Here is a 14,935-nt window from a genome sequence, read left to right on the forward strand (position 1 = left end):
CTCTTATTTCTTTTTTGTTATGAGTATTTCCATTAAAAAACCAATTTTAATTTCTGGTGTTGGGCTTTCTTTCCTTATTTTTTTCTGGCAAAAAATTTCTCTCTCTTTTCCCCATCTAGGGGAGTACAGTTTTTGGGGCTTAATTTTAGTTAGTGGTTTTTTTTGGTTATTCAATCCTCGGGGCGAAGAAGATAATCCTCCAGTGGTTTTTAATCCTGTTACCCCAGAAATTTTTGCTCGGAGTTTAGCTCAGGTAAAAAAATTAATTACTATTTTTGCTCAGGAATCGGAATCTTCTGAAACTCCTTTTGCTCAAAGGCTTAATGAGATTATCGAAACTAATCGTACCATAGTCCAAGCGGCGATCGTTAGTAACCATAAATTAAATAGCGAATGCCTGAAAAATATTCTCGAAAAGGAGATAAAAAATAATAACTGTCAATTGGAAACCTTTACTCCATCCTCCCTCAATGCTCAAAAATTTGATCATCTACTTTTTAATCATGACCTCGTTTTATTTGTAGTTCAAGGGGATTTGACGGAATCAGAAAAAGAAATAATCCAAAAATTAATCATAAAGCAACAAAAAACTATCCTAGTATTTAATCAATCTGACTATAATTTACCCGAAGAAAAAGAAATAATTCAAAAGCAACTAGAAACCAGATTAAAAGGAATAATTGACCCCACAGAAATTCTTATTATCTCCACAAAAAGCGAAGTAATTAAAGTTAAAAAATATCAAGATAAAGACAATTATCAAGAATGGCAAGAAAGCATCAAACCTCAATGCGATAATCTTATTAATTCTCTCTCACAAACCCTAGAAAATCATCAAAAAGATTTATTTTTAGCCACTACCTATAGACAATTATTCGGATTAAAAAAAGAAATACATCAACAACTCAACATCATCAGAAAACAAAAGGCTTTACCCATCGTTGAAAAGTATCAGTGGATAGCCGCATCAGCCACCTTTGCCAATCCTGTTGCTAGTTTAGATCTTCTTGCCGTGGGTGCCATTAACACTCAAATGATTATCGATTTAGGCAGTATTTATCAACAAAAAATAACCCTCAATCAAGGTAAACAAATATCTTTAGAATTAGCTAAATTAATGATGAAATTAGGCATTGTGGAATTGTCATCTCAGGCGATCGCCACTATCCTTAAAACCAATACTATCACCTACATTGCAGGGGGAGTAATTCAAGGCATCAGTGCCGCTTATTTGACTAGAATCTGTAGTCTTAGCCTAATCGAATATTTAGAACAACAGGATATTACCATAGAAGAAAACAGTTCTAAATTTAACTTAAATATTATTAAAAATAAGATAGAAAAAGTATTTAAGGAGAATCAAAAACAAGCATTTTTAAACAACTTTATCAAACAAACTACCCAAAAACTAGGGTGGCAAAAAGCATAACTTAAAATGTCAGAAAAAACATTAATTATTTTTACTCGCTATCCAGAAAAAGGGAAAACAAAAACTAGATTAATCCCTGCCATTGGTGCTGAAAAAGCTGCTAAAATCCAAAAATTGATGACAGAAAACACCCTTAAAAAAGCAGAAAAACTTGACCCTAATATTAGGGTAAAAATATATTATGCAGGGGGAAATCAAACTTTAATGGAAGAATGGTTAGGCGACAAATGGGAGTTTATTCCCCAAGCCGAAGGAGATTTGGGAGAAAGGATGTTTTCGGCAATAGAATCAAACTTTAACATAACAGGAATGCCCGTAATTGTCATTGGCATCGACTGTCAATCATTAACTGTAGATTTTTTAGAAAAAGCATTTTTAGCTATGGACAATCATGATTTAGTAATCGGAGAAGCTAAAGACGGAGGTTATTATTTAATAGGTTTAAAAGAGCCTGTAAAATATTTATTTAAAAATATGAAATGGGGAACTAATACCGTTTATCAAGATACTCTAAATATTGCCAAAAACTATAACTTATCTATATTTAATTTACCCATCTTAGCTGACATAGATAGACCAGAAGATTTAGTTAATTTACCCGAAAATATTGAAAATATACTTAGAATGTAACTTTTAGTAAAGCACACTTGAGGTTTTATGGTTTAATTTAACTTACAACATAGAATTATTCAAAAAGTCTTACATAATCTAGTAATATTTTGTGGTGAATATCTCCTAAAGGTTGAATTTGATTGGCTTTATGGGAATAAATTTTTCCTTTTCTTATGTCATCAGCAGAAACTAAGGCAAAATCCCATCCGTCCTTAAGGGTTAATTGACTAATATCAACATTGAGGGGAAATTGGAAAACATGGCGAATTACTTTATTATCTTCATAGTTGCCAAATTTAGAAAAGTTGACCACATCATAATCAATTTCTTCCTTTATCTCTCTTACTAAAGCTTTTTCTGGAGTTTTTCCTTCTTCAATATGCCCCCCAAATAACCCCCAGCACCTAGGATAAACTATAGTAGGAATATTGTTTCTCAATTGCAGTAAATATTTATTGTTTTGGTAAATAATTGCGATCGCAAAGGGATCTGCTGCACGGCACGCTACTTGAACCATATTTGATGACATAATTCTAAAATAGAATATAAGAAATGTAAGTCTTGCAAAAAAAGGAAGGGAAGAATATTAGCTCTCAGGGCGAAGAATGTATAATAACAACTATCATGGCATTATTACCGTAGAAAATCTACAGAAAAAAAGCTAATAATGAGTAACTCAAAAAACGTACTAGGAAAATCCCTAGAAATTTGTTGTCAATCTCCCGTGACAGGATTTTATCGTAACGGTTGCTGTGATACAGGGGCAGAAGACTTTGGTTTACACGTCGTCTGTGCGCAGGTGACAGCGGAATTTTTGAAATATAGCAAAGATAAAGGCAATGATTTAATTACCCCCATGCCCATGTACAACTTTCCAGGGCTAAAACCAGGGGATAAATGGTGTTTATGTGTATCCCGTTGGCAAGAAGCCTTAGAAGCAGGAGTTGCCCCGCCTATTGTTTTGGCTTCTACCCATGAAAAAGCCTTAAAATTTGTACCTTTAGAAGTGTTACAAGAACATTCTATTTAATAATAAGAGAAAGTTTATTTTCTCCTCCCAAAAAACTATTTTATGAATACCATTGACTATTTGAGAATTAGTTTAATTGATAAGTGTAATTTTCGCTGTCAATATTGTATGCCAGAAGAACAAGAATTAAACTATCTTTTGTCGGAGGACATCTTAACAAAAAAAGAGTTATTAACTTTACTGAAAAAGGTTTTTATTCCTCTTGGTTTTACTAAATTTAGACTGACGGGGGGAGAGCCTTTATTACGTCCTGATTTGGTAGATATTATTGCCGAAATCAATAATTTGTCTGCTACTCAGGATCTATCTTTGACTACCAATGGATATTTATTAGTGAATCAAGCTCAATCTTTATATGATGCTGGTTTAAAGAGAATAAATATTAGTTTAGATTCTCTCAATCAAGATACATTTGATCAAATTATTGGTAATCATGGCAAAAGTCGATGGCATCAAACATGGTTAGGAATACAAAGGGCTTATGATGTGGGTTTTAATCCTCTTAAGTTAAATGTGGTGATAATTCCAGGGGTAAATGATAGCGAAGTGTTGGATTTAGCTCAGTTGACTATTAATAAAAATTGGCACGTTAGATTTATTGAATTTATGCCCATTGGAAACGGTCAATTATTTACTGAAAAAGCATGGATTCCCTCGGAGGAAATTAGACAAAAAATTAGGGCAAAATGGGGTTTGGAGGAAAGTAATATTAGGGGAAATGGGCCTGCGGATGTGTTCAAAATACCCAATGCAAAGGGAACTTTAGGCTTTATTTCGCAGATGTCGGAGTGTTTTTGCGATCGCTGTAATCGGCTAAGATTATCCGCTGATGGTTGGCTACGTCCTTGTTTGTTAAATGAGACTGGACAGGTAAACTTAAAGGAGGCTTTAAGAACGGGAAAAAATATTAATTTTATTCAAAAAAAAGTACAGGATTTATTATTATTAAAACCTGAGATTAATTTTAAGGAAAGAGAATCGGGGACTGATAATATTTATAGTCGTACTATGTCTCAAATAGGGGGTTAGTTATTTTTTATCAATGTTTTTTAGGTTGACGTTATTTAGGGAGTCGTTGGTATTAGAAGACATTATTTTAGGTAATTGACCATTGGTAACATTAAAAGTTCTTGTGGGAGAATTTTGAGACTGATTTTGATTTAATTCTTCTATTTGATTAAGTAGTTGTGCTAGTTCGATTTGTTTTTCTAACACATCAGTATAGGATACAAGATTGCTTAAACCATCAATAAGACGACGCATATTAAGCCTAAATTGGGGATCTCCTGTTAATTCGTCAATGTCTGAGGTGATTTTGGCAGTATTGGCAAAGGTAACTCTGGCAGAGTCGAGGGTTTGTTGGAGGGCGACAAGGTTTGTGGGGTTATTTAATTCTTGAGAAAGGGCGGTTAAATTAGTGGTAACTTGTTCGAGGTTGGCGATAGTTGTTTCTATATCTTGTCCAAATTTAACAACATCGATACTATCAACGGTTTGATCTACTTTGGTGACTACGGCGTTGGCGTTTCTGACGAGGGTAGCAACTTCTTGGGTTGTGTCGGTGAGGGTAGCAATGGTGCTATTGAGATTTGATTCGTTACTTTCGATAAGTTGGTTTGTGTTGCGGACGAGTTGGTTTATTTCTCTGTTGGTTTGACTAAAATCGTTGGCTAGTCTATTGATTTGAGAGGTGGCACTGTTGGCGGCGGTGTTAAAAGATTCTGAGGTAGTCATGATGCTATCAGCAACGGAGGAGAGTTTGTTGATGTCATCCCCTGCATTTCTGGTAAATTCTGACAACTCACTACTTAATTCGGCTACGTTTTCAGAGGCGATCGCAATGTTAACTATAGCATCATTAAGTTGATTAATAAAAACAGGTTCGGCAAACACGGTACTAAGCCTTGTCATATTAGCAATCAAATCACCGCTATACTCTCCAGGAATAGAATCCCCACTGCATAAAAGTTCTTGCTGTTGTTGGCATTCAGGGCTGGTGGGATCAATTTCTAAAGCCGTGGCGCTCAATTGCTCTTCGGGTACGATGGTGACAATAACTTCCCCTAACAAACCAGATTGGGTAGTTTGAGCCACAACATTTTTCGGTATTCTTAAATCCTGATCTACTTGAGTAATGACTTCTACCCCTTGGGTACTGGGGGTGATAGACTCAATGGTACCCACTTCTACCCCTCTATATAAAACTCTACCGCCCTCCCTTAAGCCACCCGCATTGTCAAACTGTAGTTTAACCTCATATTTCTGTTGACGAAACTGGGTTCCCCTCAAGAAAAAAATAGCACCACCAAATACCACAAATCCTAAAATTATAAATAAACCGAGAGAGCCTTCCCTTACTAACCTTGAACTTGCCATTTTAATCTAACCTCATTAAACTACTTGAATTGGACCTTCTCTTTTTGCACTAAAAAATTGTCTGACTAATTCATTCTCAGTAGTATCAATTTCCCCAACTTTACCTTGCCATTGAACTTTACCATTATATAAGAATACGAGGCGATCGCCCGTTCTCCGAATTGTACTCTCCTGATGACTTACCATAACATAGGTTTTACAAGCCTCACTAGATACCCTTAAATCTGTCACCAAATCTTCAATTACCGTGGAAGCGATGGGATCTAACCCCGCTGTAGGTTCATCATATAAAATAACCTCGGGACATTGCAACGGATTATCTGGGTTAAAAGTAACCGCCCGGGCAAAACTGACCCTTTTTCGCATTCCCCCCGAAAGTTCCGCTGGATATAAATCTCCCCTACCTGGTAAACCCACCATGTCCAGACTTTGATCCACAATACTGCTAATTTTATCCTCTGATAAATGGGAATGTTGATAAAGGAAAAAACCGACATTCTCCCTCACCGTCAAAGAGTCGAACAACGCCGCCTGTTGAAACACCATACTAATGGCCATAGAATCATCATGATCATCAATTAACCCCTCTCGCTTTTCCCCATGGATATATATATCCCCCTCATCAGGAAGCATTAACCCTGCAATTATTCGTAAAACCGTTGATTTTCCCGTACCACTAGGTCCTATAATCACCAGAGCATCTCCCTGATAAATATCTAGATCGATTCCATCTAAAATTGTATTTTTACCAAAGGATTTTTTGATTCCTCGCAGTTTAATAATAGGTTCTTTTTCTGTCATAAGGGGTAAAAAATGAGGAGAAATTATGAATTATAAAAGGTGGTTTTGTTTCGTGGACAAGAAAATATTGATTGATCCTAATTGTCCATGGTTAATTCTTGATTGTCAATTGCTCTGGCATTCTGCTTCAATGTTGGCACGAATTTCCTTCCATGCTTTCATTTCCTCCTCATTTTTAGAGTCAATGGATTTAACTTGTCCTCTACTACTATAAAACTCTTGGTTCGCTCTCATGGTAATATCTGAGCTACTACACTGGGCAATGGGAGATAAACTTCTAGGACTATCGGAATTATCCACCGCATTAGTATTATTAGAAGTAGGAGGATTAGAATTGGTGCTAGTGTTGGTATTGGATGGGGAGTTGGCGGAATTATTGTTATCAGAAGAGTTTTCTATGGTTTGGGTTTGTTCATCATAATCTGACCGAATATCCGCATTAATTTTTAAGTTTAAGCCATCGAGGGCAGCGCGATCGCACCCTACAAGGAAAAAGCTAAGGGTAGACAAGATTAAAATAGTTTTTTTCATACATTTACAGATTGATTAAGTTTTGGTTTAAAATTGAGCCAAATTACTTAACAATCTTAAAGCATCATTTAACAATTTGGGGTTAGAAAATGCAGGGATAACATTTGGTTAAAACAGAAAAATATTATTAGGTTCTTGATAGGCTTGAAAGTATCTTCCCTTAGTTTTATCGTGCAATAAGCTAAAGAAAAATAATTTCCTCTCTAATAATTCTATTCTATTAATATGTTTTTAGAAAAGAAGAGAATTGTTCCCCCTAACTTATTACAGCGCTTCCCGTACCCTGAAACATAAGCCAAGAGAGAATAAAATTTAACATAAAAATGGTAATCAAAGAAATAACCACGGCGGCGGTGGTAGATTGCCCCACTCCTTTGGCACCTCCACTGGTGGTTAAACCCCAGTTACAGCCGATAATGGCTACGGAAGCCCCAAAAATAGCGGACTTTATCATACAAGCAATTACATCCCAAGTACCTAAAAAGTTGCGAATGGAATCAAGAAAAACCCTACTAGGAATATCGTACAAAGACTCCGCAATAATCAATCCTCCCGTAATACCCACCACCAAAGAACACATCGTTAATATAGGGAGCATAAAAAAGCAGGATAAAACTCTGGGAGTCACTAAATAGTCAACAGGATCTGTTTTTAAGATCTGGAGCGCGTCAATTTGTTCAGAAACTTTCATAGTGCCGATTTCGGCGGCGAAGGCACTGCCTACCCTCCCCGCCAAGACCACAGCGGTAAGTACGGGGGCTAGTTCACGGGTAAGGGCGATCGCCAATACTCCCCCCACGGCGCTAGTGGCTCCAAAATAAATAAACTCCCGTGCCACTTGAATAGTAAATACCATCCCCACAAAGGCCGCCGTTATCAGGGCAATGGGTAAAGAAGCAGGCCCGACGAAGGACATTTGCTCGATGGTATTGAGACGATATACTTTCAATTGGATAAGATGAATTACAATCTGTCCCGTTAAAAAAATTGCAGAGGAGATACGTTGAAAAAGTTTATTCATTATGAAGATGCAATGGGGGTAGTTGTTGATTATAAGACGAATGACCCCTTGTATTCTACAAAATTGTCTTTAGTTAGAAACTGATGTTACGCAAAAATATAATTAGTTTAAGATGGTAAAAACGTTGGATGTTCATATTGTGTTTGTACACGTGCTGGTTAGGGGGCTAGGAGTTAGGCAAGGGGCTTAAGCCCCTTGTTAAAACTTAACTTATAAATGAGTGCGTAACGTCAGTTAGAAACGAAAAGAAACATTTACATAGGGCCCATTTTGGTTAACATCCACATCAAAATCCGTTGATCTGGTTAAATTAGAAGTATAACTGGTATAGCCAAAGCGATAACCCAAACCTAAAGAAGTCTTGCCTTCAGAAAACTTCCAATCAACCCCCGTACCAAGATTCCATTGGGTTAAGCCACTAATACCAAAACCAGACACAGAGCCTCCCGTAACCCATGCCCACTGAGGAGAAAGATTAACCCTTGCTCGTCCGCCAATAATAGGCGATACCACCGTTGTATCACCATTAAAACTGGCCCTACCCAAACCAGGGCTACTAAAGTTTAATCCTAGGTCAACCCCAGTGATATTCAGTCCCCCAAACACATCAAAAACCGATCGCCCCAGGTCAAATTCCGTTTCTACCCCATCTGGATTAACCTTCGATGGATCATAAAAACGGTAAGCCCCTCCCAAAGATAAAGACCATAATGTGCTGTCAACCTCACCATTTAAGGTGATGGGAATACCGCCAAAGGAAGGGGGCAAAGTACGAGTTACCGAAGCACTGTTATCGGAAGACAGGTAATCAAAGTCCGCAAAAAATCCCCAACGATAATCAGGATTCCAAGCCTTTACTCTGCCAAAAAAAGCAAAATTGAGGTCATCTTTGATGCTTTTTCTGATCTGACTAGCATCTAGGGAAAAATCACCATTCACACTACCAGCGGCGGCATCACCGTAAATCGTAAAAGGAACATAAATAGAAGGTTGCACGAGAAAATGCCAAGAATTTGCAGAGCTAGTTTCTTCGGTTTCCAAATCCGATGCACTCTGGCTAACGAGTCCATTTTCTTTCATGGTTGCATCCCAAAAAAAGTCTATGTCTGCGTTGATTTGTGTAAATTCAAATCCAGCGTCAATTCCTTTTTGAGTCACTTTAATGTCTTCCGTTTCCCTCTCAGAATCAGTGATGATTTCCTCATTACCGTCAACGATGATGGGATTTATCGGTACTCCAGAGGCTTGAGCATAAGGGGCGATCGCCATTAACCCACCAACCATAACCCAAGGACATAGCAACAAACTTTTTTTGCACATTGAAACTGACCTCAACACCAAATTTTAAATAGATAATCGTAAGTGTAAAAGACAAAAAAGAAAAAAGTCAAAATTTATTACAAAAATGAGAAAAATTTTTTTAGTATCGATACTATCTAATTATGGTATAAAACCTAATTGAATAACGTTAGAAATTTAGACATCAAAATATTATCACCATTCCCCGTTGCCTGTTCCCCGTTCCCTAAAAACGAGCAAGTATAAAATTCATGTAACAAAATCCATACTCATAGTCAAAAAAAATGTAGGCTTAAAATGTAACCCAAAAAGGAGAACCAGATCCCATGCGATCGCCTTATAAAATAATCATAGGATTATTGTTAACAGTTGTATTAGCATTTACAGCCCAACAAACCCTAGCCCAGAGCCAATCAACCATCATGGCTCAAAATTCAGGGCAAAACAGTAGCATTCTCTTTGAAAATGTACGTATTTTTAACGGTCAATCAGAACAACTTTCTGCCCCCTCCAATGTTTTAGTGATTGACAACAAAATTCAAGAAATTAACACCAACCGAATCAACCCACCATCAGGGGCAAACCTCACCAGAATTAATGGCAACGGTCGGATTTTGATGCCAGGATTGATTGACAACCACGTTCACCTAATCTTTACATCTAGCACCCTCCCCGAACTTTTATCCCCCAACGTCACCGAAGAAACCATTTTCGCCAGAGCAGAAGTACAAGCCGAGGAGATGTTATTAAGAGGTTTTACCACAGTTCGAGACTTAGGTGGCCCAGTTTTTCCATTGAAAAGAAAGATTGACCAAGGACAAGTCCCAGGGCCTCGCATTTATCCCAGTGGTGCCATGATTTCCCAGACATCAGGCCATGGTGATTTTCGTACCCTCAACGAACGCTCTCGCCGCTTTGGAGGCACCATATCCCGTGGAGAAGAGATGGGAGCCACATTTATTGCTGATGGACGGGATGACGTACTGACCGCCACCAGAGAGAACTTACGCCAAGGAGCATCACAAATCAAAGTGATGGCAGGGGGAGGAGTTTCTTCCATTTATGATCCCATTGACGTAACCCAATATACCCTCGATGAGATGAAAGCCGCCGTTGAGGCCGCCGCTGATTGGGGAACATACGTCACCGTCCATGCCTACACCCCCAGAGCCGTCCGACGAGCCATTGAGGCGGGAGTAAAATGTATCGAACATGGGCAACTGTTGGACGAAGACACCATGAAAATTTTAGCCGAAAAAGATATTTGGCTTAGTGCGCAGGTATTTGAGGAAAGAGAAACCCCCGGTTTTACCGAAGAACAAAAAGCTAAAAGGACTTTGGTGGTACAGGGGGTAACCAATGCTTTTAACTGGGCAAAAAAATATAATATCAAGTTGGCGTGGGGTACGGATTATTTATTTGTACCAGAACGTAATCAAAGACAAAATCAAGATATTGTCAACCTAACAGAGTGGTTTACTCCTTTTGAAGCCCTAAAACTTATTACCCATGATAATGCTCAACTATTGAAACTATCAGGGGAGCGTAATCCTTATAAGGAAGGTGCTTTAGGGGTAATCGAAAAAGATGCTTATGCTGACCTAATTTTAGTAGATGGTAATCCTTTAGAAGATCTTTCTATTATGGGAGACTATGCCAACAAATTTAGGGTTATCGTTAAAGACGGCAAAATTTATAAAAATACCCTTAGTTAATTAGGTGGTGTTAGGTATTGAAAACCATCGTCCGCCCTATCGAAAAATTCCTTGGGGGCGGAATAATAACACCACAATCATCACCACCAAAGCAACCCCTAACTTATACTCTGAGCCCACTAGAGGAACACTCATTTCCTGAGCCACACCAATAATTAAGCCCCCGGCGATCGCACCATAAGGATTACCAATCCCCCCCAAAATTACCGCCGCAAACATGGGCAAAATCAAAAACCACCCCATCATCGGACGTACCACCGTCACCAAGCCATATAAACCGCCCCCAAAAGCCGTTAACACCGCCGTTAACACCCAAGTGAATAAAATTACCTGCTCCACATTAATTCCCGAAACCCTCGCTAAATCGATGTTATCGGCCACCGCTCTCATGCCCTTACCAATCTTGGTATTTTGTAAAATAAAATGTAACGCCACAATGGCTAGTACCGTTAAAATAATCACAATGACACGATAATAAGCAACCCTTACTCCCCCCACATTAAGAGCCTCCACCAACGGCAAAGCATAGTTTTGGTTACTACCACCCCAAATAAACAAAATGCCATTACGCAAAAATAACGCTAAACCAATGGATATGATAATCAAACTGGTACTACTCGCCCGTTGATTGCGCATCGGTTTCCACAACAGTTGTTCAGTGAGTAACATTAACCCCGTGATTACTACCACCGCCACCCCCATAGACAGCCAAACATTTACCCCATTGGTATTAACTAGCCAAGTGACATAAGCCCCCGCCGTTAAAAAATCTCCATGGGCAAAATTAGATAACTTTAAAATTCCCATGGTTAGGGTTAAGCCCACCGCCGCCAAAGCGATGATGCTTCCCACCGTCAAGCCGTTAAAAAGATTTTGAATTGTTTCCATTTATTAATTAAATCTTAAATCTTTATTAAAAAAATATTGCATTCTGTATCAGGTTTAAATCTTAGCAGTAGAATAGACAAAAAATGACCTACTTTGACAAGGACACATTATAATAATCAGTATGTCCGCTAAAATGTAATCATTCACAAGTAAACCCTTAGTAAGTATAAAAGTTGTATTCGCATATTGGAGAAATTAATCAAAGCCTGTGACCTATAGCAACAATAAAAGAAATCAAAGAGATTTACCAAAAATTAACGATAATATTCGCTTCCCTCAAGTTCGTGTCATCGATACCGATGGAGAACAATTGGGCATCCTCGACACTAGAGATGCCAATCGGATTGCGGATGAGAAAGAGTTGGATTTAGTATTGGTTAGTGAAACCTCTGATCCCCCTGTCTGCCGAATTATGGATTATGGTAAATACAAGTTTGAGCAAGAGAAAAAGGCAAGGGCAATCAAGAAAAAGCAACACACTGCCGATGTGAAGGAAGTAAAAATGCGCTACAAAATTGATGAGCATGATTATCAGGTGCGAGTCAGTCAGGCGAAACGCTTTCTCAATTCGGGAGATAAGGTTAAGGCCACCATCAACTTTAGAGGTAGGGAAGCTCAACACGTTCATCTTGGACAGGAATTGTTAGAGCGCATGGCCCTAGATTTAGGGGAAATGGCTGAAATTCAGCAAAGACCAAAAAAAGAAGGTCGTAATATGATTATGCTCCTTTCTCCGAAAAAATAATGTTTAAAGATTAAAACCCCGGGCAGATTGATGAATTAAGAGAAAGTCAACTGTCCATTTCTTTTAATTATCAATTATCCATTTTAAATTATCCATTATCTTATGACTGATTGGCAAGAAATAGAGGGGGGGATCACTGCCCCCAAAGGCTTTAAAGCGTCAGGGATTACCGCAGGTCTAAAACCTTCTAAAGCCCCTGATTTAGCCCTAATATGGTCGGAAACCGATGCGATCGCCTCAGGGGTGTTTACCACTTCTCAGGTAAGGGCTGCCTGTGTGGATTATTGTCGTCAAAACTTGCAAAAAAAAGCCAGTGCGAGGGCAATTTTATGTAATGCAGGACAAGCAAACGCCGCCACAGGAGAACAAGGGTGGCAAGATGCGATCGCCTCCGCCCAAGCCCTCGGGGAAAAATTAAATATTTCTTCTGACTCTATTCTTCTCGCCTCTACAGGGGTAATCGGACAAAGAATTAAAATGGATGTGATGATGGGGGCAATCCCTCAATTAGTAGATCAACTCTCCGAAGATGGGGGAGCATCAGCAGCCCAAGCCATTATCACCACGGATTTAGTGACCAAGTCCATCGCCCTCGAAACCACCATAGATGGTCGTCCTGTGCGCATAGGGGGCATTGCCAAGGGTTCGGGCATGATTCACCCTAACATGGCAACCATGCTCAGTTTTGTTACCTGTGATGCGGCGGTATCGACTCAGTTATGGCAACAAATGCTCAAACGAGCAGCTGATAAAAGTTTTAATCAGATTACCGTGGATGGTGACACCAGTACCAATGATAGTTTAATCGCCCTTGCCAATGGGCAGTCTCGCACCCCTGCCATTACCACCATGGACAAAAATGGGCAGAAACTCGAGGCAATGTTAACCGCTGTTTGTCAGCATCTCGCCAAAGCCATCGCCCGTGACGGGGAAGGAGCTACCTGTTTGATCGAAGTTCAGGTACAAGGGGCGATCGATGATTCCTCCGCCAATAAGATTGCTAAAACCATTGTGGGCTCATCCCTCGTCAAGTCCGCCATTTTCGGCCGAGATCCCAACTGGGGCAGAATTGCCGCCGCCGCAGGTAGGGCAGGGGTACAGTTTAACCAAGAAGATTTGATCATTAAATTGGGAGATTTCCTACTCATGGAAGGAGGGCAACCCCAAACCTTTGATCGTCAGGCAGCCAGTAACTACCTCAAACAAGCCTCCCAAGGGGAATATTTGAAAGGAGATACGGTTTTAATCTCTGTATCCGTGGGCGGTGGCTCGGGCAGTGGCATCGCTTGGGGATGTGATCTCAGTTATGACTATGTCAAAATTAATGCTGAATATACTACTTAATGGTTTTGGTTTGATTAGACGAAAATTAATACATGAAAGGGGTTCCAAGCCCCTTTCTTAATGACAGCAATAATAAATGAGTCGTAATGTCCTAAGATTAATCATTAGTAGTGGTATTAAAATAGATTTTTCAATGGATAGTTCAATGGTGACTCAAATAGAGAAGATTAAGAAAACAATACCTTCAGATATTCGTCTCATTGCGGTGAGTAAAACTATGCCAGTGGAGAGTATTCGCACAGCTTATAGTGTGGGAATTCGTGACTTTGCAGAGAATCGGTTACAGGAGGCTTTGGACAAAAAAGAGCAGTTGCAAGATTTATCAGATATTTGTTGGCATTTTATCGGGCATTTACAGAGTAATAAAGCAAAAAGGGCGGTAGAAAATTTTCCTTGGATTCATTCCATTGATAGCTTAAAAATTGCCAAAAGAGTCAATCGTTTAGCCGAAGAGGCACTATCGGCAGGGGTGATTACACAGTTACCGCAGGTATGTTTACAAGTAAAAATATTACCAGATGAATCGAAGTATGGTTGGGATGTCGATGCTTTGTGGCAAGATGTGCCGGAGATTAAAGAGCTTAATTCATTAAACTTACGGGGTTTAATGGCTATTTTACCCTTGGGCTTATCGAAACATGAAACTCTGGGGGCTTTTAAGAATGTTAAGGTTTTGGGTGATAAATTGAGGACTAATTTTGGTTCTGATTTTAATCAATTGTCCATGGGAATGTCAGGGGATTATCCTTTAGCTATTGAGGCGGGGGCTACAATGATTCGTTTGGGTACGATTATTTTTGGAAGAAGGAGAAATAATTAGTAATTGGCTATGAATCTTTGATATTTAGGTTCATCATAGAAACATCTTTTCCACATATTAAATAAAAAAGTCTCTTATACCAAATCCTAAACTAAAAGTAAACTAATAACTACTATAAACCCCAGTGATTTCGAGTAAATAGACATACTATCTAAACAGGATTTGGTATTATGTATAAATGGAAAGTAAGTAGGCATAATTAAATCGATTTAGGCAAGGGGTTTAAACCCCTTGTTCATAAGAGTCTTAATAAAATAAGAGCTATAATTAATTTCGCCCAACCTACTTATAGCGTTTTTTATAAGTATGAGGTACATTTATTAT

15 protein-coding genes are annotated in these 14,935 nt (G+C 38.8%); 8 read left to right on the top strand and 7 right to left on the bottom strand.

Translation table 11 applies throughout. The features are described 5' to 3' along the window. Positions 1–19 precede the first annotated feature (19 nt). Both AA637_RS00425 and AA637_RS00430 read left to right on the top strand, forming a co-directional pair. Entirely contained in the window at positions 20–1,429 is a 1,410-nt protein-coding gene (locus tag AA637_RS00425; RefSeq protein ID WP_446683441.1) for a DUF697 domain-containing protein, read from the top strand. A gap of 6 nt (positions 1,430–1,435) precedes the next feature. Continuing rightward, positions 1,436–2,059 (top strand): TIGR04282 family arsenosugar biosynthesis glycosyltransferase, encoded by a 624-nt coding sequence (locus AA637_RS00430; RefSeq protein WP_446683442.1) that lies wholly within the window; start codon positions 1,436–1,438, stop codon positions 2,057–2,059. Positions 2,060–2,114: 55 nt separating this feature from the next. On the opposite strand, the gene AA637_RS00435 is transcribed toward AA637_RS00430, so the two are convergent. Next, a complete protein-coding gene (locus AA637_RS00435; RefSeq protein ID WP_446683443.1) occupies positions 2,115–2,558 on the bottom strand; it encodes an NUDIX hydrolase in 444 nt (147 codons plus the stop codon). Between the two features lie 150 nt (positions 2,559–2,708). Here AA637_RS00435 and AA637_RS00440 point away from each other — a divergent pair, with 150 nt between their 5' ends. Further along, on the top strand, positions 2,709–3,071 hold the full coding sequence (locus AA637_RS00440) for a DUF2237 family protein (protein WP_446683444.1): 363 nt from the start codon (positions 2,709–2,711) through the stop codon (positions 3,069–3,071). Between the two features lie 42 nt (positions 3,072–3,113). After that, positions 3,114–4,100: a GTP 3',8-cyclase MoaA gene (gene moaA / locus AA637_RS00445; protein ID WP_446683445.1), complete on the top strand. Its 987-nt coding sequence runs from the start codon at positions 3,114–3,116 to the stop codon at positions 4,098–4,100. On the opposite strand, the gene AA637_RS00450 is transcribed toward moaA, so the two are convergent. The 5 genes from AA637_RS00450 to AA637_RS00470 all read right to left on the bottom strand — a co-directional run bounded on the left by AA637_RS00450 (position 4,101) and on the right by AA637_RS00470 (position 9,120). Then, positions 4,101–5,447, bottom strand: a complete 1,347-nt coding sequence (locus tag AA637_RS00450) for an MlaD family protein (RefSeq protein WP_446683446.1) — start codon at positions 5,445–5,447, stop codon at positions 4,101–4,103. 15 nt (positions 5,448–5,462) lie between these two features. Further along, on the bottom strand, positions 5,463–6,248 hold the full coding sequence (locus AA637_RS00455; protein WP_446683447.1) for an ABC transporter ATP-binding protein: 786 nt from the start codon (positions 6,246–6,248) through the stop codon (positions 5,463–5,465). Between the two features lie 105 nt (positions 6,249–6,353). Then, positions 6,354–6,779, bottom strand: coding sequence for a hypothetical protein (locus AA637_RS00460; protein ID WP_446683448.1), 426 nt, complete (start codon positions 6,777–6,779; stop codon positions 6,354–6,356). A 256-nt stretch (positions 6,780–7,035) separates the two neighbouring features. Beyond that, positions 7,036–7,800, bottom strand: a complete 765-nt coding sequence (locus AA637_RS00465) for an MlaE family lipid ABC transporter permease subunit (protein WP_069789674.1) — start codon at positions 7,798–7,800, stop codon at positions 7,036–7,038. Positions 7,801–8,034: 234 nt separating this feature from the next. Further along, positions 8,035–9,120 (bottom strand): outer membrane protein, encoded by a 1,086-nt coding sequence (locus AA637_RS00470; protein ID WP_446683449.1) that lies wholly within the window; start codon positions 9,118–9,120, stop codon positions 8,035–8,037. 305 nt (positions 9,121–9,425) lie between these two features. Between AA637_RS00470 and AA637_RS00475 the strand changes: the two genes are divergently transcribed. Beyond that, positions 9,426–10,814: an amidohydrolase family protein gene (locus AA637_RS00475; protein WP_446683450.1), complete on the top strand. Its 1,389-nt coding sequence runs from the start codon at positions 9,426–9,428 to the stop codon at positions 10,812–10,814. A gap of 36 nt (positions 10,815–10,850) precedes the next feature. Here AA637_RS00475 and AA637_RS00480 read toward each other — a convergent pair whose 3' ends face one another. Next, a complete protein-coding gene (locus AA637_RS00480) occupies positions 10,851–11,702 on the bottom strand; it encodes a branched-chain amino acid ABC transporter permease (RefSeq protein ID WP_446683451.1) in 852 nt (283 codons plus the stop codon). A 208-nt stretch (positions 11,703–11,910) separates the two neighbouring features. On the opposite strand from AA637_RS00480, the gene infC reads away from it, so the two are divergent. The 3 genes from infC to AA637_RS00495 all read left to right on the top strand — a co-directional run bounded on the left by infC (position 11,911) and on the right by AA637_RS00495 (position 14,611). Continuing rightward, positions 11,911–12,447 carry a translation initiation factor IF-3 gene (gene infC / locus AA637_RS00485; RefSeq protein WP_069789677.1) on the top strand — a complete coding sequence of 179 codons (537 nt, stop codon included), beginning with the start codon at positions 11,911–11,913 and terminating at the stop codon, positions 12,445–12,447. A gap of 102 nt (positions 12,448–12,549) precedes the next feature. Then, the gene (gene argJ, locus AA637_RS00490) at positions 12,550–13,791 is read left to right on the top strand and encodes a bifunctional ornithine acetyltransferase/N-acetylglutamate synthase (RefSeq protein WP_446683452.1); all 1,242 of its coding nucleotides are present in this window, start codon (positions 12,550–12,552) and stop codon (positions 13,789–13,791) included. 133 nt (positions 13,792–13,924) lie between these two features. Continuing rightward, entirely contained in the window at positions 13,925–14,611 is a 687-nt protein-coding gene (locus AA637_RS00495; protein WP_446684504.1) for a YggS family pyridoxal phosphate-dependent enzyme, read from the top strand. Positions 14,612–14,935: the final 324 nt, after the last annotated feature.

This window comes from Cyanobacterium sp. HL-69 (genome assembly GCA_002813895.1).
Lineage (GTDB): Bacteria > Cyanobacteriota > Cyanobacteriia > Cyanobacteriales > Cyanobacteriaceae > Cyanobacterium.